This is a genomic window from Cellulophaga sp. L1A9 (genome assembly GCF_009797025.1).
GTDB lineage: Bacteria > Bacteroidota > Bacteroidia > Flavobacteriales > Flavobacteriaceae > Cellulophaga.
The window spans coordinates 1992978-2009668 of sequence record NZ_CP047027.1 but is presented as its reverse complement, the minus strand read 5'-3'; the positions used below and the strand labels follow the sequence as shown (position 1 = coordinate 2009668).

Annotated in this window: 14 protein-coding genes; 12 read left to right on the top strand and 2 right to left on the bottom strand. The window is 33.0% G+C overall.

Features of this window, described 5'->3' with window-relative positions; all coding sequences use genetic code 11:
* Window positions 1-2 precede the first annotated feature (2 nt).
* From GQR94_RS08665 to purD, 5 genes are all read left to right on the top strand, one after another.
* Window positions 3-1727 carry an O-antigen ligase gene (locus tag GQR94_RS08665; protein WP_158975119.1) on the top strand — a complete coding sequence of 575 codons (1725 nt, stop codon included), beginning with the start codon at window positions 3-5 and terminating at the stop codon, window positions 1725-1727.
* Between the two features lie 3 nt (window positions 1728-1730).
* A complete protein-coding gene (locus GQR94_RS08660) occupies window positions 1731-2570 on the top strand; it encodes a glycosyltransferase (protein ID WP_158975118.1) in 840 nt (279 codons plus the stop codon).
* Between the two features lie 83 nt (window positions 2571-2653).
* Window positions 2654-4006 (top strand): exopolysaccharide biosynthesis polyprenyl glycosylphosphotransferase, encoded by a 1353-nt coding sequence (locus GQR94_RS08655; RefSeq protein WP_158975117.1) that lies wholly within the window; start codon window positions 2654-2656, stop codon window positions 4004-4006.
* A gap of 3 nt (window positions 4007-4009) precedes the next feature.
* Entirely contained in the window at window positions 4010-4990 is a 981-nt protein-coding gene (locus GQR94_RS08650; protein WP_158975116.1) for a UDP-glucuronic acid decarboxylase family protein, read from the top strand.
* Window positions 4991-5066: 76 nt separating this feature from the next.
* Window positions 5067-6338, top strand: coding sequence for a phosphoribosylamine--glycine ligase (gene purD, locus GQR94_RS08645; RefSeq protein ID WP_158975115.1), 1272 nt, complete (start codon window positions 5067-5069; stop codon window positions 6336-6338).
* A gap of 53 nt (window positions 6339-6391) precedes the next feature.
* On the opposite strand, the gene GQR94_RS08640 is transcribed toward purD, so the two are convergent.
* Window positions 6392-6613: a uracil phosphoribosyltransferase gene (locus GQR94_RS08640; RefSeq protein WP_158975114.1), complete on the bottom strand. Its 222-nt coding sequence runs from the start codon at window positions 6611-6613 to the stop codon at window positions 6392-6394.
* 39 nt (window positions 6614-6652) lie between these two features.
* On the opposite strand from GQR94_RS08640, the gene GQR94_RS08635 reads away from it, so the two are divergent.
* Genes GQR94_RS08635 through GQR94_RS08625 form a run of 3 tightly spaced genes read left to right on the top strand, consistent with a single transcriptional unit; the run spans window position 6653 to window position 9273 of the window.
* Window positions 6653-7585 carry a DUF6427 family protein gene (locus GQR94_RS08635; protein ID WP_158975113.1) on the top strand — a complete coding sequence of 311 codons (933 nt, stop codon included), beginning with the start codon at window positions 6653-6655 and terminating at the stop codon, window positions 7583-7585.
* A gap of 33 nt (window positions 7586-7618) precedes the next feature.
* Window positions 7619-8221, top strand: coding sequence for a DUF4254 domain-containing protein (locus tag GQR94_RS08630; protein WP_158975112.1), 603 nt, complete (start codon window positions 7619-7621; stop codon window positions 8219-8221).
* A 14-nt stretch (window positions 8222-8235) separates the two neighbouring features.
* A complete protein-coding gene (locus GQR94_RS08625) occupies window positions 8236-9273 on the top strand; it encodes a glycosyltransferase family 9 protein (protein WP_158975111.1) in 1038 nt (345 codons plus the stop codon).
* On the opposite strand, the gene GQR94_RS08620 is transcribed toward GQR94_RS08625, so the two are convergent.
* Window positions 9270-9884 (bottom strand): TetR/AcrR family transcriptional regulator, encoded by a 615-nt coding sequence (locus GQR94_RS08620; protein WP_158975110.1) that lies wholly within the window; start codon window positions 9882-9884, stop codon window positions 9270-9272. The two genes, GQR94_RS08625 and GQR94_RS08620, sit on opposite strands and share 4 nt — an antisense overlap.
* Window positions 9885-10127: 243 nt before the next feature.
* Here GQR94_RS08620 and GQR94_RS08615 point away from each other — a divergent pair, with 243 nt between their 5' ends.
* The 4 genes from GQR94_RS08615 to GQR94_RS08600 all read left to right on the top strand — a co-directional run bounded on the left by GQR94_RS08615 (window position 10128) and on the right by GQR94_RS08600 (window position 16691).
* Window positions 10128-10856, top strand: coding sequence for a DUF2064 domain-containing protein (locus GQR94_RS08615; RefSeq protein ID WP_233268664.1), 729 nt, complete (start codon window positions 10128-10130; stop codon window positions 10854-10856).
* 99 nt (window positions 10857-10955) lie between these two features.
* The gene (locus tag GQR94_RS08610) at window positions 10956-14174 is read left to right on the top strand and encodes a SusC/RagA family TonB-linked outer membrane protein (RefSeq protein ID WP_158975109.1); all 3219 of its coding nucleotides are present in this window, start codon (window positions 10956-10958) and stop codon (window positions 14172-14174) included.
* Between the two features lie 5 nt (window positions 14175-14179).
* The gene (locus tag GQR94_RS08605; RefSeq protein ID WP_158975108.1) at window positions 14180-15631 is read left to right on the top strand and encodes a SusD/RagB family nutrient-binding outer membrane lipoprotein; all 1452 of its coding nucleotides are present in this window, start codon (window positions 14180-14182) and stop codon (window positions 15629-15631) included.
* A 4-nt stretch (window positions 15632-15635) separates the two neighbouring features.
* Window positions 15636-16691 carry a nucleoside hydrolase gene (locus GQR94_RS08600; protein WP_158975107.1) on the top strand — a complete coding sequence of 352 codons (1056 nt, stop codon included), beginning with the start codon at window positions 15636-15638 and terminating at the stop codon, window positions 16689-16691.

Below are 16691 nucleotides of genomic sequence, written 5' to 3'. Positions count from 1 at the left end.
AAATGAATAAAAGTTTTATAGGTTCTTTAGTATTAGCGATGCTTACAGCTATTATTTTCAACGCAATATTATCATCTTATATTGAAAGAAAAATAAAATCAGATTTAATAAGCATTGAATTTGAAATAGAGTCTAACGTAACTTTTAATAGCGAACTATACTATGCATATAAAGATGGCTTCAAAAGTGAAAATAAAATAAAAAATTCAAGCAAATCAAAGGATAGCTTAAAATTTATCCTAACTAAAAATGAAAAATATATTACAAATTATAGGCTCGATCTTGGTAATGATAATCATCCAAATACCATTCAGTTAAAAAGCATTCTCTTCCTTTTTAATGACGGCTATATTAAAATTAAAGATAAGGAAGTATATACTGAATTTTTTCTAAATAGTGAAGCAATCAATCTAACCTATGCAAGCAATATAATTACAATTAACGAGGGAGCTGAGGTATTTGATCCATATATCATTTTTAATCCATTAAGTCAAACTATAATAGACCACAACCCTATTAAAAAGATTATATTATTACTTCCATTTATAATTTTTGGAATCATTGTTTGGAAAAAAATTATTCCAAAGAATACTATTTTATCGGTAGAGGATTACCTTATGATTATCTTCATTATATGTATTCCCTTAAAGATTGCATGGACGACGTTGGCAACATTATTGTTAGTAGCTTATTCCCTATATAAATACATAAGAAACCGAAAATTAGGTGAGAATGCTCTTGTGGGGTACTTCCTAATTATTCTATTTCTACTTTTTGCTATAATTGGAAGACCTAATGAAATACAAAAAATTGATCATCAATTAGGCATAGCACTATTTGGCATCATTGCTTTAACACTAGAATGGAATAGTGCATTGATAAAAGATTTATATATAAAAATCTTTATAATTTTAAATGCAATATTAATTACTGCATCAATCATTTTTTTGCTGAATTTTCCTCTTAATTTCGGATTAGAATTGACCGATTATTTCATTCATATTAAAACATTTAGTGGAAATATTAGAAATTTCCTATATTTTGATCATGCCGCATTCTTGACATTTTTTGGATTGATTGGTTTACTCTTTTTAAAACACACCAAAAACACATCAAAAAAAGAGAAAATTTTAAATTATAGTTATCATATATTTTTACTGCTTACTATAATATTAATGGGTGTACGTATTTGCTTGATTATTTATATAATACTATTACTCAATATTCTTTTAAAGAATAAAATAAAAAAACCAATAATAGTAAACTTCGGTATTTTCATATTTCTAGCCTTAACATTATTTCTTTCAATTAAAAAAATTGATAAAACAAGAGCTGCATTATGGCAAATATCATGGGAAGCAATTAAAGAGAAACCTTTTTTAGGTCACGGAATAGGATCATCTGATAGGGTATTACATAGTACACATCTAATGAAAGAACATAAGGTGATAATTCCCGAAGCCTTAAATCACTCTCACAATCAGTATTTGACATTACTAATAGAAATAGGTTTTATTGGTTGTTTAACCTTAGCTACTTTTATATTAGCCTTTTTATTTAGAATAAAGCTATATAAAAATATAACAATGGTTTTGTTTATATTCGCACTTTCATTAATGTTTTTAACTGAATCAATTTTACAGACTTCGAAGCCACTTTACATACTCTGCTTTTTATTTCTGTTAATTTCAACAAATACCCAAAAACCAGTAATAAACGAAAACTAATTCATGGAATATAATTTAACCATTTCAGTAGTTCTATTCAATACTGATCTCGAAGAAATCAATAATGTTATTAGGACAGTTTTAGCTTCTAAACTAAAGGTTAAACTATTTTTTGTGGACAACTCTCCAAATAGAAGTCTAGAAAACCATATTAGACAAAATGAAAGTTTAGAGTATATATATTCAAACCAAAATGTAGGTTTTGGAGCTGGTCATAACTTAGCCATATCAAAGACTAAAGATATTTCAGAATTTCATTTAGTATTAAATGCAGATGTGACTTTTGAAGCAAGCATTTTAGAGGAATGCTATAACTACATGAAGGTTAATCAAAACACTGGCTTACTTGCTCCGAAAATACTAAATCCAGATGGAACAATACAATATTCTGTTAAATTGCTCCCTAGCCCTTTAAACCTAATTATAAGAAGATTTATTCCTATAAAATCTTTAAAGAAAAAGATGGATTATAATTATGAATTCCATTTTTTTGATTTTAATGAAGTTATAGAAATTCCTTATGCTATGGGTTGCTTTCTCTTCATAAACACAAAAATATTTGAAATGGTTAATGGATTTGATGAACGATTTTTTATGTATCCAGAAGATATAGACCTCACCAGACGCATAGCCGAACACTCAAAAGCTATCTTTTACCCTAAAGTAACTATAATTCATAAACATGGTAGAGGTTCTTATAAAAACAGAAAATTACTATATTACCATATAACGTCTATGATAAAATACTTTAATAAATGGGGCTGGATCTTTGATAAAGGCAGAAAAGCAATAAATAAAAAGACACTTTCTCAATTTGATTTACAATTTACAAAAAACAAATAATTTCTTCTTGTTTTAAAATTTCTTCTGAAAAATTCAATCGTTATAAATATTAAATTTTCATAAAAACTAACGTAATTTGTAATATGGTTTTTAAACAAAATAGATATTCAAACTTAATAAATCCAATCTCACATATATTGGACATTTTAGTTATAAATATACTTGGGTACTTTATTTTTTCAAAATTTAATATACCAGTATATTTCTATTTTTACATATCAATAGCATGGATAATTATATCAGTAAAAAGTGAATTTTATACAGTTTATCGTTATACAAAAGTCACCTCAATTTTAATTTTACTATTACGCCAATTTGCAGTATTTTTTTTAGCACTATTTACATTTATAGGTTTTTTCAAACAGCCAGATATTAGTAATTTTATTCTAATAAAATATTTCTTTGAGGTGGCTTTAATTATTTTTTGTCTAAAATTCATTGTTTATGGCTTACTGATGACCTTTAGAAAGTTCATTAAAGGAAATTTACGAAATGTTGTTGTTATAGGAAAAAATAAGAAAACGGATCAATTAATTGGCGTATTTCATGATTTTCCAGAATATGGATATCATTTTACAAAACAATTTAATCCAAAAGAAAAAGAGTTTGAATTAAAATCTATTTTTGATTTTGTAATCAAAAATAATATTAATGAAATTTACTGTTCAGTATCAGAACTAAAAAATTCAGAATTAAATGAAATTATAAGTTTTGCGGATAATAATATTAAAATTTTAAAATTTATACCTGATAATAAAAATATCTTTTCCAAAAAATTAAAATTTGAATATTACGATTATATTCCCGTACTTTCTTTAAGAGATATTCCATTACACAACCCATTAAACGCTATACTGAAAAGAACTTTTGATATCGTATTCTCAATAATTGTAATTCTTGGGGTATTATCTTGGTTGACTCCCATATTAGCATTAATCATACGTTTAGAGTCTAAAGGACCTATATTTTTCAGACAACTTAGAAATGGAATTGATAATAAAGAATTTTATTGTTATAAGTTTCGTTCTATGGGCCTAGACAACGGGGGTGACAAATTTCAGACAGTAAAGAACGATATGCGTGTTACACGAGTTGGAAAATTCATAAGAAGAACAAGTATTGACGAGTTACCACAATTTTACAATGTCTTCTTTGGAACAATGTCCGTAGTAGGTCCTAGACCGCATATGCTTAAATTATCCCTTGAATATGAGGCTATCGTTGATAAATACATGTTACGCCAATTTGTAAAACCTGGTATTACAGGATTAGCGCAGGTAAGAGGATATCGAGGAGAGATTGAAGAAGATTCAGATATTATTAATCGCGTAAAATTTGATATTTTTTATGTCGAAAATTGGTCTTTAATTTTAGATTTAAAAATTACAGTTCAGACAGTTATAAAAGCAATTGTTGGCGACGAAAAAGCAATATAGTAAATGAAAAGAGTACTAATTACAGGAGCAGCAGGATTTTTAGGTTCTCATTTATGTGATCGCTTTATAAAAGACGGGTACTATGTGATTGGCATGGATAATCTAATTACGGGTGACTTAAAAAACATAGAACACCTTTTTCCCTTAAAACAATTTGAATTTCATCATCATGATGTATGCAATTTTGTACATGTTAGTGGCGAATTAGACTATATATTACATTTCGCATCGCCCGCTAGTCCAATAGATTATTTAAAGATTCCTATTCAAACACTTAAAGTAAGCTCTGTAGGAACATTAAACTTATTAGGTTTAGCAAAACAAAAAAATGCAAGAATCTTAGTTGCATCTACCTCTGAAATATATGGCGACCCGCTAGTACACCCTCAAAATGAAGAGTATTATGGCAATGTTAGCTCTATTGGTCCACGTGGCGTATATGATGAAGCCAAACGCTTTATGGAATCACTTACCATGGCCTATCACCGCTATCATGGTGTAGATACGCGTATCGTACGTATTTTTAATACCTACGGCCCTAGAATGCGATTAAATGATGGTCGTGTGGTTCCTGCATTTATGGGGCAAGCACTCCGTGGTGAAGACATTACTGTTTTCGGGGATGGTTCTCAGACACGTTCTTTCTGTTATATCGATGATCAAGTAGAAGGTATTTATCGTTTACTAATGAGTGATTATAGCAATCCTATCAATATTGGAAACCCTCATGAAACTACTATTTTAGAGTTCGCACAAGAAATCATTAAGCTTACTGGTACGCAGCAACAAATTATTTTTGAACCATTACCGCAGGATGATCCTTTACAGAGACAACCAGACATCACTAAAGCAAAAGAAATTCTAGGATGGGAACCTAAAGTAGAGCGCGCTGAAGGCCTTAAAATAGTTTACGATTATTTTAAATCCTTATCGCCTGAAGAACTTCAGAAAAAAGAACATAGGAATTTCACAAGTAAAGCTTAGCCCGTAGTATTTATCATTTAAAATAACTGGTATTATTCAACTCCAATAGGTATTTTTGCCCAAACCTTCTAGTAGTATGAACATTCTTATTCTTGGAGCAGGCGGTCGTGAACATACCCTTGCATGGAAATTAAAACAAAGCCCAAAACTATCTAATCTTTTTGTAGCCCCAGGTAATGCTGGTACCGCTGCAATAGCTACAAACCTCAACATTGGTGTCAATGATTTTGAGGCTATTAAAAATGCGGTTATTTCAGAAAAAATAGAAATGGTCATCGTAGGGCCTGAAGATCCCTTAGTAAATGGGGTTCATGATTTTTTCTTGAACGATGCTACGTTGAAAAATATTCCCGTTATAGGCCCGCAAAAAGCAGCGGCAACCCTTGAAGGAAGTAAAGATTTTGCTAAAGAGTTTATGATGCGTCATAACATCCCTACGGCTGCTTATGAAAGTTTTACGGCTGAAACTCTTGAAAAAGGATATACTTTTTTAGAAAGCTTAACGCCTCCTTATGTCTTAAAAGCAGATGGGCTTGCAGCTGGTAAAGGTGTAGTAATTTTAAAAGATTTACAGGAAGCTAAAGACGAACTTAAAGCTATGCTAGTGGATGCAAAATTTGGTACAGCTAGCACCACTGTTGTTATAGAAGAATTCTTAGACGGTATAGAATTAAGTGTTTTTGTACTAACGGATGGTAAAAACTATAAAGTACTACCTACCGCAAAAGACTACAAACGTATTGGTGAAGGAGATACTGGACTTAATACAGGCGGTATGGGTGCTATTTCTCCTGTTCCTTTCGCTAGCGATGCCTTCATGGACAAAATACACACTCAAGTTGTTATCCCTACCGTAGAAGGTCTTAAAAAGGATAATTTACCTTATAAAGGATTTATATTTATTGGATTGATTAAGGTGAATGATAATCCTAAGGTTATTGAATACAATGTACGTTTAGGAGATCCAGAGACCGAAGTAGTTATCCCTCGTTTAAAAAATGATTTAGTAGACGTTTTACAAGCGGTTGCGAATCAAACCTTAAATGAAATAGACTTACAGGTTGATGAACGTACTGCCACAACCGTTATGGCGGTTTCAGGCGGCTATCCAGAAGCTTACGAAAAAGGAAAAGAAATTACTGGTTTCGATTTGGTTAAAGATGCCACAGTGTTTCATGCTGGTACAACTTTAGAAGATGGAAAAGTGGTAACTTCAGGTGGACGCGTATTAGCGGTAACTGCTTTCGGAGCTGATTTTAAAGAAGCTTTAAAAATCGCGTACCAAAATATCGAAAAATTGAAGTTTGAAAAGATGAATTATAGAAAAGATCTAGGATTTGACCTTTAAAACAAAACTTTATATAATAATAAAAAGCCCTTTCACAAGGGCTTTTTTAGTTCTTACAAGAAAGAATGTCCAGAAACATCTTTACGTTCTTCCCCAGAATCGTTATATTTTTTCAATTGTAACATCCAATATACAAAGGCTACAGCACCAATAATCATGAAAATCCAATTCAATGTACTAGCAGCCCACCAGCTATGCATAAAACGCAATGCATCAAGAGGCATAAACAATACATTTACAAATAAATCTTCAATCGCTCTAAAAAATGATTCCATCTTAATTATATTTACCATGCAAAAATATAAAAACCTAAGATGATTTCAAGCATTTTTGGAAAAACAAAACCAATAAATTATATCTTAATACTTTCATTTCTGTTTGTATTCTATTGGTTTACCGTTTTCATCCTTTATTCTACCCCATATAATTCTACTACTATCTTTACTCAAATAGGGGTTTTGGCTGTATTACTATTTATGGTTTTTATTATCAACTTCATCGTAAAACGTAATAAAATAACATCAGATCATTCGTATACTATCTTATTTTTCACCCTTTTAATTTTAGTTTTTCCTGAAATTTTATTAGATAACTACAGTATTGTCTGCTCCTTTTTTCTGCTTTTAGCCTTAAGAAGGCTATTAAGTATAAAATCACTTCAAGCCATTAAAATTAAAATCTTTGATGCGAGTATGTGGATTGCTTTGGCAAGTTTATTTTATGACTGGGCCATCTTATTCTTAATTCTAGTATACATTACTATATACCTATACAACCCAAAAAACATTAGAAACTGGATTGTACCGCTCATTGGAGTCGCTACGGTTTTTCTAATTTCTTCAGCTATTTTAATTTTAGTTCACCAGCCAGAATATATCCTGAATCATTACAAATTTACGGTAAGCACAAAATCTGAATATTTATTAGAATGGCGCCATAGTATTCGCTTGGTGACTTATATTTTTGCAGTACTTGTGTTAATTGTCATAACATTTATAAAACTAAGTAAATCTGGTCAAGGGAGAATTAACACTATACGTCTTATTAATGTGTTTTTCTTGATAGGCCTCATCATTACCTTGCTCAATTCTAATCATGAGATATCTCCCATATTGATGACCTTCTTTCCTGCTTCGGTTTTTATGTCCAATTATATTGAAACCATAAAAAAACCAAATATTAAAGAAATAGCTTTAATTGCGAGTATTATTATCCCTTTTATCATCTTGATGATACGGTTTATTTAAGTCAAATAGTATCTTTGCAAGAAAGCGTAATTTATGTTTAGCGAATTTGCATTCAAAATCTTCGAAGAAAGTATAGCCAAATACCATGTAAAGGATGATGTGTATCAATCTTTTGAAAACCCGTATCCCAAAGATGATATCTCGCACCTACTCTATCGAAAAAATTGGATTGATACCGTACAATGGCATTACGAAGATATTATCCGTGATCCCAACATAAACCCAGAGGCTGCATTAGTTTTAAAGCGTAAGATTGATGCGAGCAATCAAGATAGAACCGATCTTGTGGAATATATTGACAGTTACTTCTTAAATAAACACCAATCGGTTTTAATTAAAGATAATGCCACCATTAATACAGAAAGTCCAGCTTGGGCCATTGATCGTTTGTCAATATTAGCCTTGAAAATCTACCACATGAACGAAGAAGCGCATAGAACAGACGCTTCTCCTGAACATTTAGAAAAATGTAGTGTTAAGCTCAACATACTTTTAGAACAGAAAAAAGATTTATTTACAGCTATTGATCAATTATTAAAGGACATTGAAAATGGTGAAAAATACATGAAAGTCTACAAACAGATGAAAATGTATAACGATGATGAAATGAACCCTATTCTTCGCGGCAAAAAATAAATTCTGCTTCCCTTATGACACCTACCAAACATATTTTGGTCATACGATTATCTGCTATGGGTGATGTTGCGATGACTGTACCTGTTTTACTAGCCTTTCAAGAGCAATACCCGGATGTTAAAATCAGCCTACTAACAAGGGCATTTTTTAAGCCGATGTTTTCTCAATTACAAAACGTTTCAATTATTGAAGCCGATTTAAAAGGAAGACATAAAGGTATGATTGGCTTGTACCGTCTACAAAAAGAATTAAAAGCCTTAAAGGTAGATGCTATTGCAGATCTGCATAATGTACTAAGAACTAATATTGTTAGACAATACTTTAAAACCAGTAAAATCCCTTTTATTCAAATTGATAAAGGAAGAGCTGAAAAAAAAGCCTTAGTAGCAAAAAAAAATAAAAAGTTCATAGCACTCAAAACAAGCCATCAACGGTATGCAGATGTGTTTGAGAAATTAGGTTTTCCCTTAAATTTAGAAGAATCGAAACTTCTGAAAAAGGAATCCATCAATGAAAACACACAAAACCTTGTAGGTAAAGGAACTAAGACTTGGATTGGCATAGCACCTTTCGCTGCTTTTCCCGGAAAAATGTATCCGCTTGCTTCTATGGAAAAAATAGTGTCGGAATTAAATAATACCAATAGGTATAAAATTATTCTTTTTGGCGGAGGTGCTAAAGAGAAAGAAGAACTCTCTAAATGGGAAAACAATTATAGCAATACCATAAACATGGCTGGCCAAATAGCGCTAGAAGAAGAACTTGCTGTAATTTCTCAGCTAGATATCATGGTAGCTATGGACAGTGGTAATGCTCACCTAGCTGCAATGTTTGGCACGCCTACATTAACCCTTTGGGGCGTAACCCATCCTTATGCTGGATTCTACCCTTTTAGACAGAAAGAAAAAAATGCTTTACTTTCAGACATAGCCAAGTATCCTTTAATACCAACTTCTATTTATGGCAATAAAGTACCTATTGGTTATGGTAAAGTCATGGAGAGCATCACACCAGAAATGGTACTGAAAAAGATTGAAGAAATCTTACACTAAGCCGCTTGCTTGTTCGCCATAGCTCTAAGGAAAAATCGCATTTGTTGCATATAGCGGTATCTTAAAGCAGTAGGGCTCCCTTCTACCATTATAGTTCTAATTCCTATATAAGAAGATATAATATAACTTGCGGCTCCCTCACAGTCAATATGACGATCTACATACCCATTAAATTTTCCGCGTTGTAATGCAGAGACTAAGTTGACTTCCCAAATTTTTAAAGTATCATTTAAATACTTCATAATTTCTGGATTCTTACCGTTAAATTCTGTGATGAAATTACTCAATACAAAACCATAGTCGTTCTCATTATGTTCGGCAGTTTGTAAGGATTCATCCAAACAAGAAGAAATTAATTCTAAAGGGTTATTATGCCCTTCAATAGGTTCAATGAGCATACTGTATACTTTACGCACCACCAATTGTTGTAGAATACTAATAAAATAATCTTCTTTTGACTTAAAGTGATAGTAGAATGCTCCTTTAGAAAGACTAAGTTCTTTTAAAATTTCATCTACACTTGTATTGTAATATCCTTTTTTATAGAACAACTCAAGCCCTGTAACTTGCATTTTATGCACGGTAGCCATGCGTTTTAAACTCTTTTCCATACGATTTGGGTTTTGGGGTAAACAGACTGTAGGGTCTGTTACAAAGATATCAAGTACTCTCAATAATCTCAATAAAGGAAGGCAGATGGAGTAAATATTACGTTATACTACCAAAAATTATAGATAAATGGCTATTTTAGTATAATTACCAAACCCATTAGTCGGTTTTATCGTAGTTACATCGACAGATAGTTTTAAAAGTTAGCTACTTTTACTTCAAAAATATTTACAAAAAAATTAAGGTTGGCTATTTTTTACCGACCAAACGGAACAATGACACCAAATATCAACAAAACAGTATTATTTGTTTTTTCTCTTTCTGCTACAATTGAAGCAGAGAGGAAACCGTTATTTGGGGTCAACAAAAAGAATGTTTCCAAAGAATTTTTTAGACTATTAAATAAGAAAACTCTTAAAGTCGCCAAAAATAGTGGTGTTGATGTTGTTTGGATTGATGAAACACAGCAGAAAGGGAATACCTTTCATGAACGGTACTCCAACGCGTATCAGTCTTTATTTGATCAAGGGTACGAAAATGTTATCTCTATTGGTAACGACACTCCTAATCTTACCTCCAATCATATTACAAATGCGATTAAATCACTTTCGCATCAGCAACTAGTATTTGGTCCTTCAAAAGATGGTGGCGTATATCTTTTGGGGTATACTAAAAAAGCTTTTGATAAAAAGGCATTTAGCAATTTCTCTTGGTTAACTAGTAAGCTTTCTAATGAAATAGAAGATTTTGCGATTCAAAAAGAACTTTCATTCTCGGTATTAGAAACTCTGGAAGATATTGATTCTAAAAAAAATGCCTTAGAATTCGCTTACACCAATTCAAAATTAACCATTGCTTTATACATCTTATTTCACTTAACTTCAGTTAAAACGGAATATGAAAATAATACAGTAGATTTTACATCAAACATACTACTTCATAATTCTCTTTTAAGAGGCCCCCCTACCTTATAGTTTTCCAATATTTAAAATCAGCATTAAGAAAATTAATCTAGTAAAACACTAGACAGTTTACTTTATGTAACTATTTCTTCCAAACTATAAAATACTATTATGAAAATAGCACTAATAGCTGTATTCCAGTTATTTGCACTAACCGTACTTGCACAGACAAATACGTACAAGGCAATTGTGGTAGATACTGATAATCTACCAATACCTTTTGTAACAATCAATCAGGCAACAACAAATAATTATACCACGAGTGATGATGACGGTAGTTTCAGCTTAAAAACAGAAACGGCTAATTTCGTAATCAACATTACGTCCATTGGTTATAAGAGTCAGAAAATTACAATTACCGCTGGTAATTTTCCTCAGAAAATAATATTAGAAACGGATACTGAACAATTAAATGAAATTGTGGTAACTGCTTTAGGTATAGAAAGAGAAAAGCAGTCTTTAGTGTCGGCGGTAACAACTGTTGCTCCAGAAAAATTAACAGATGTTACTTTAACCAACGTAGTAAACAGTCTTGCGGGTCAAGTTGCTGGGGTACAAATAACCAATGGCTCATCGGGCGTAGGTTCTTCTTCAAGAATTGTAATTCGTGGAGAAAACTCTTTAAGTGGTAGCAACCAACCCTTATTTGTAGTAGATGGTGTTCCTATCAGTAATGAACAAATTACGAGTAACCTTGTAAATAATGGAGCATTACAGGAAGTAGATTTTGGTAATGGAGGATCTGAAATTAGTCCTGATGATATCGCCTCTATCTCTATATTAAAAGGTGCTGGTTCTGCAGCATTATATGGTGCAAGAGCAGCAAACGGAGTAGTCGTTATCACCACGAAAAGAGGAAAAAATAAAAAAGGCTTTGGTGTTACAACGAGTAGTTCTTTAACGGTTGAAACACTATTAACCTTACCTGACTATCAAAATGTATATGGTGGTGGTTCTAATGGCGCATATTCTTTTCAGAATGGCGCTGGAGCTGGGGTTAATGATGGTGGCTTAAGTAGTTATGGTCCAAAATTAAACGAAGGGCTTTTAATCAATCAATTTGATAGTCCATCCTCAGATATTAACGGCAATCCCGTGCGTGCTGGTGATGTACTCGCAAGAACTTTTGCAGATGGCTCCTATACACCTATAACCGCAACACCTTGGGTATCTAATCCTGATAACGTGCGTAACTTTTTTGAAACCGGAGTAACCAAACAAAATAACATCGCCGTAAATTCTTCAGGAGAAAATGGGAGCAGCCGTTTATCTTACAGTACTCTTAGAAATGAAGGCATTATTCCTAACACGGATTTAGATAGAGATGGTATTTCACTCAGTGTAAATCAAATTTTAAGTGATAAACTTAATGTTAACGCATTTGTAAACTATATAAATACTAGAAGTGGCAATCGTCCTAATTTAGGCTATGGATATGAAAATCCGCTTTATGGTTTTAATTGGACAGGTAGGCAAGCAAACGTAGCGTCATTAAAAGACTATTGGCAAGCAGGCCAAACCAATGTTCAGCATTTTGATATTAATTACAATTGGTTGACTAATCCGTATTTAACCGTTTTTGAAAATACCAATAGCTTTAATAAAAACCGGTTTTTAGGAAACGCATCTGCAATTTATAACATAACGAATAAGCTTGATGTGACGGTACGTGCAGGTATCGACACCTATAATGATAAAAGAGAATTTAGACGTGCAGTAAGTACCAATGCAAATCCTGACGGTTCGTTTAGAGAAGACAATGTCTATTTTAGAGAATTGAATACCGATATCTTACTATCTTATAAGGATATTATCAATGATGAATGGAAGTATACTGTTGCGGCTGGTGCCAACCGTTTTGATCAGGACATTAAATACAGTTTTACCGAAGCCTCACAATTAGCCATACCTGATATCTACACCTTAGCAAATTCTAAATCTGCCTTAGTTGCAGAGAGCAATTTATTTACGAAAAGGATAAATAGTATCTATGGAACAGGAAACCTATCCTATAAAAACTCCCTGTATTTTGATTTTACCTACCGTAATGATTGGAGTAGTACACTGCCCGAAAATAGCAACTCTTTTGGTTATTACTCTGCCGGGTTCAGTTACGTGGTAAGTAATATGTTTACCATGCCAGAAGCAATCACTTTCTTAAACTTAAGGTTTAGTGCTGCTAGTGTTGGTAATGATACAGACCCCTATCAAAACAATCAGAACTTTCTATTGAATCAAAATTATGGTGCAGATTTTAGGGTAACCAATGAAAATGTTCTAAAAAATGCCAACCTAAAACCAGAGCGATTAAATGCTTTTGAAACCGGTTTAGAGGCTTGGTTTTTAAATGGACGCCTACAAATAGATCTTGCGGGATACCAGAATACCAGTGTAGACCAAATTATATCTAGACCCATATCACAAGCCAGTGGGTTTGGAAATTTTAATGTAAATGGTGGTAAAGTACGTACTAGAGGTTTTGAGGCATTGGTAAGCGGAACTATTATAAAGAATGCCGATTTCCAATGGCAAAGTTCTGCCAATTTTTCTACCTCTAAAAGTATTGTCACAGAACTTCCTGAAGGCGTAGACCAATTTGTTACCGGAACAGCAAACATCTTCTCTGGGGGTGGTGGTTCTAATACAGTATTCTATATTGCTCGCGAAAATGGTCGTGTTGGTGATATGTATGGAACAGGTTTTGTTGAGGTTGATGGCCAAGTGGTTCACGATTCAAACGGATTCCCTATTCAGGATCCTAACCTACGCTTATTAGGAAATTATAATGCCGATTTTCAAATTGGGTTTAACAATAAATTCTCTTTTAAAAATTTAGATTTCACATTCTTATTTGATTGGAGACAAGGCGGGACTATTGTTTCTAGAACAAAAGCATTGGGTAGTACTTCCGGTGTTTTAAAAGAAACACTTGAAGGTAGAGAAACCGGTATTGTTGGTGCTGGTGTGGTTAACGTAGGTACTGCAGATACGCCACAATATGTAGCGAATACTACGGTAGTTTCTGCTCAAGATTACAACAACACTTTCTTTGATCGTGGTAATGAAGCCAGTGCTTTGTATGATGCTTCTTATGTAAAATTAAGACAGGTAAGCATCTACTACAATTTCCCTGATCAATTGGTTAGCGCTATTGGTTTTAATAAAATAAAACTAGGATTAGTAGGGAGTAATTTATTATTGTTTACTGAAAATCCTCATTTTGATCCAGAATTAAATGCCTTACAAGAACAAAGTATTACCTACGGGGTAGAAGATTTTTCATATCCGTCTACGAGAAGCTTTGGTATTAGTCTAAAAACTGAATTTTAAGAAAAATGAAAAATTATATAAAGCTACTTTTAGCACTACTGGTTTCTAGTACCGTTTTTACGGCGTGTACGGATGATTTTAATGAAATAAACGAAAACAATAATAATCCAGAAACGGTAAGTCCGCAATTTTTATTGACGAATGTACTATCTGTTTCATCAGATTTAAATGCCTATGAACAAGGGTTTAGACAGTCTAATTATTTAGCTCAATTCTCGGCAAGTATAGAATTTGAACGTATTGATCGTTATGAAATGGGCTCTAATAGCGAGTATTGGAATTCAATTTTCGGATTACTTTCTGACATTCAATCTATAAAAGCATCTACAGCTTCTAATGAAGCCTACAACGCTGTGGGTGATATTATGAAAAGCTATTTATTCTCTCAACTCACAGATTTATGGAATGATGTGCCCTATACAGAGGCTTTAGGTGCTTTAGATGGTGCATTTTTACCAAAATACGATACACAAGAAAGTATTTATACAGACCCACAAATTGGGATTATTGCAGTATTGCAAAAATCGGTTGCTACCTTAGAAAATAGCAACGCTACTATTGAAGGAGATGTGTTGTTTAATGGCGATTTAACTAAATGGATAAAATTTGCGAACTCTTTACAAGTGCGCTACCTAATGCGCATTAGCAAAAGGAGTATAGATTTTAGTGCCTTACAGACCTTAGCCGATTCTGGGAACCTAATGCAGTCAAATGCCGATAATGCCGTGGTACCTTATTTGAGTTCTGCGCCAAACCAATTTCCTTTATTCAACGCCTCTTCGGGTACGTATAATGAACACCGCATGACCGCTACTGCAGATTCTATCTTAAAATCATGGAATGATCCGCGTATGATGGTGCTTTACAGCGCTTCTCCTGCTACTAGCAACAATACCACCCCAGAATACAATGGTTTAGTAAATGGGCAGTCTACAAATACGATTGCAAGTAGTGGTGTAGATTTAAATAATATTTCCTTATTCGGAAGTATTTTCCGCGATGAGCCAGATGGTGTAGATGCACAATACATGCAATATTCAGAAACACAATTTGCCTTGGCAGAAGCTGTTGCTAAAGGTTTTATCTCTGGAGATGCAAATACCTATTACGAAAATGCAATTGCAGCAAGCTTTGATTATTACAATACCGTTTTACCAGCAGATTATATGACAAGGTCTGAAATAGCTTTAGACGGAAGTGACACTGATCTTACTAAGATACTAGCTCAGAAGTGGTTAAGTTTAATTTCGGTAGGGCACGAAGCTTGGTTCAATGTACGCAGAACGGGTATTCCTAATTTAAAAGCAGGACCTGATAATTTTAACGAAGGAAAATATCCCGTTCGGTATTTATATCCAGAATCAGAACAAGCTTCAAACAATGCAAATTATCAAGAAGCATCTGAAAGAATTGGCGGAGATACTATTAATAGTAAAGGATGGTGGGAAAAAGAATAAATTTATGAGACAAAAAATTAACCTAATCGGTATTTTATTAGTAATTACAATGTTTAGCGCTTGTAATTCAGAAAAAAAGAAAGATGTTATTCAAACTAAAATAACACAAACGGCTACCATAATTGAAGAAAAAATTGAAGGTAAAAAAATGGTGTGGATTGATGCTGATCTAGCAGTTGGCAAGAAAAACATTAATAGACCAGGCTATTCTGATGTTGATGATGGCTATGCTGTATTACAACTATTATATGCCGAACATGTAGAGATAAAAGGCATGAGTACTGTTTTTGGAAATAACAGTGTTGATAATGCGTTTAGCATAGGCAATTATATAAACCAAGAGTTTATGGAACAGAAAATTTCTGTTTTTAAAGGTTCTGGAGAACCCATTAACCTCAACAGTGTGAAAACAAATGATGCTGTAGAAGCTTTGGCAAGCGCTCTTAAAAAAGAACCTATGACCATTTTAGCCATAGGCCCTGCTACAAATATTGGTCTCTTAATGTTGAAATATCCAGAACTGAAATCGCAAATTATAGAAGTAGTTTTAGTTGCGGGTCGCAGAACCCCAAATGATATCTTTAATATTGGAACAAAGGGCGTTAAGGCAAAAGATTTAAATTTTGATCTAGACAATGCTGCATTTCAAATTCTTTTAGATCATGAAGTTCCTGTAGTATTATGTCCGTTTGAGATTTCTAGTAAAGTTTGGATTGGGCAACAAGATTTAGATACGCTCAAAACCTTTAACACTCCAATGAACTGGCTAGCAACAGCATCGCAACCTTGGTTAGAGCAATGGAAAACACAAGGCGCAACAGGATTTAATCCATTTGACGCTTTGGCAAGTCATTATATTATTGCACCAGAAGATATTGTTTCTGAACCTTTATTAGCACGTTTAGAACTGCATCTTGATGACACCTTAAAAGACAATGATAAGCAAATATTCAAACAATACCTTCTTTGTGATGATACCAAAGGAACCCCAGTAAAATATTGCTTTGATGTGGTTCCAGATTACCACCAAAAATTAATAGCTAGTTATAAAAATAAGTAA

Bases quoted from the DNA above. Each gene is read 5' to 3' on its own strand.
- GQR94_RS08665 (WP_158975119.1), top strand. From the start codon at position 3: ATGAATAAAAGTTTTATAGGTTCTTTAGTATTAGCGATGCTTACAGCT.
- GQR94_RS08660 (WP_158975118.1), top strand. From the start codon at position 1,731: ATGGAATATAATTTAACCATTTCAGTAGTTCTATTCAATACTGATCTC.
- GQR94_RS08655 (WP_158975117.1), top strand. From the start codon at position 2,654: ATGGTTTTTAAACAAAATAGATATTCAAACTTAATAAATCCAATCTCA.
- GQR94_RS08650 (WP_158975116.1), top strand. From the start codon at position 4,010: ATGAAAAGAGTACTAATTACAGGAGCAGCAGGATTTTTAGGTTCTCAT.
- purD (WP_158975115.1), top strand. From the start codon at position 5,067: ATGAACATTCTTATTCTTGGAGCAGGCGGTCGTGAACATACCCTTGCA.
- GQR94_RS08640 (WP_158975114.1), bottom strand. From the start codon at position 6,613: ATGGAATCATTTTTTAGAGCGATTGAAGATTTATTTGTAAATGTATTG.
- GQR94_RS08635 (WP_158975113.1), top strand. From the start codon at position 6,653: ATGATTTCAAGCATTTTTGGAAAAACAAAACCAATAAATTATATCTTA.
- GQR94_RS08630 (WP_158975112.1), top strand. From the start codon at position 7,619: ATGTTTAGCGAATTTGCATTCAAAATCTTCGAAGAAAGTATAGCCAAA.
- GQR94_RS08625 (WP_158975111.1), top strand. From the start codon at position 8,236: ATGACACCTACCAAACATATTTTGGTCATACGATTATCTGCTATGGGT.
- GQR94_RS08620 (WP_158975110.1), bottom strand. From the start codon at position 9,884: ATGGAAAAGAGTTTAAAACGCATGGCTACCGTGCATAAAATGCAAGTT.
- GQR94_RS08610 (WP_158975109.1), top strand. From the start codon at position 10,956: ATGAAAATAGCACTAATAGCTGTATTCCAGTTATTTGCACTAACCGTA.
- GQR94_RS08605 (WP_158975108.1), top strand. From the start codon at position 14,180: ATGAAAAATTATATAAAGCTACTTTTAGCACTACTGGTTTCTAGTACC.
- GQR94_RS08600 (WP_158975107.1), top strand. From the start codon at position 15,636: ATGAGACAAAAAATTAACCTAATCGGTATTTTATTAGTAATTACAATG.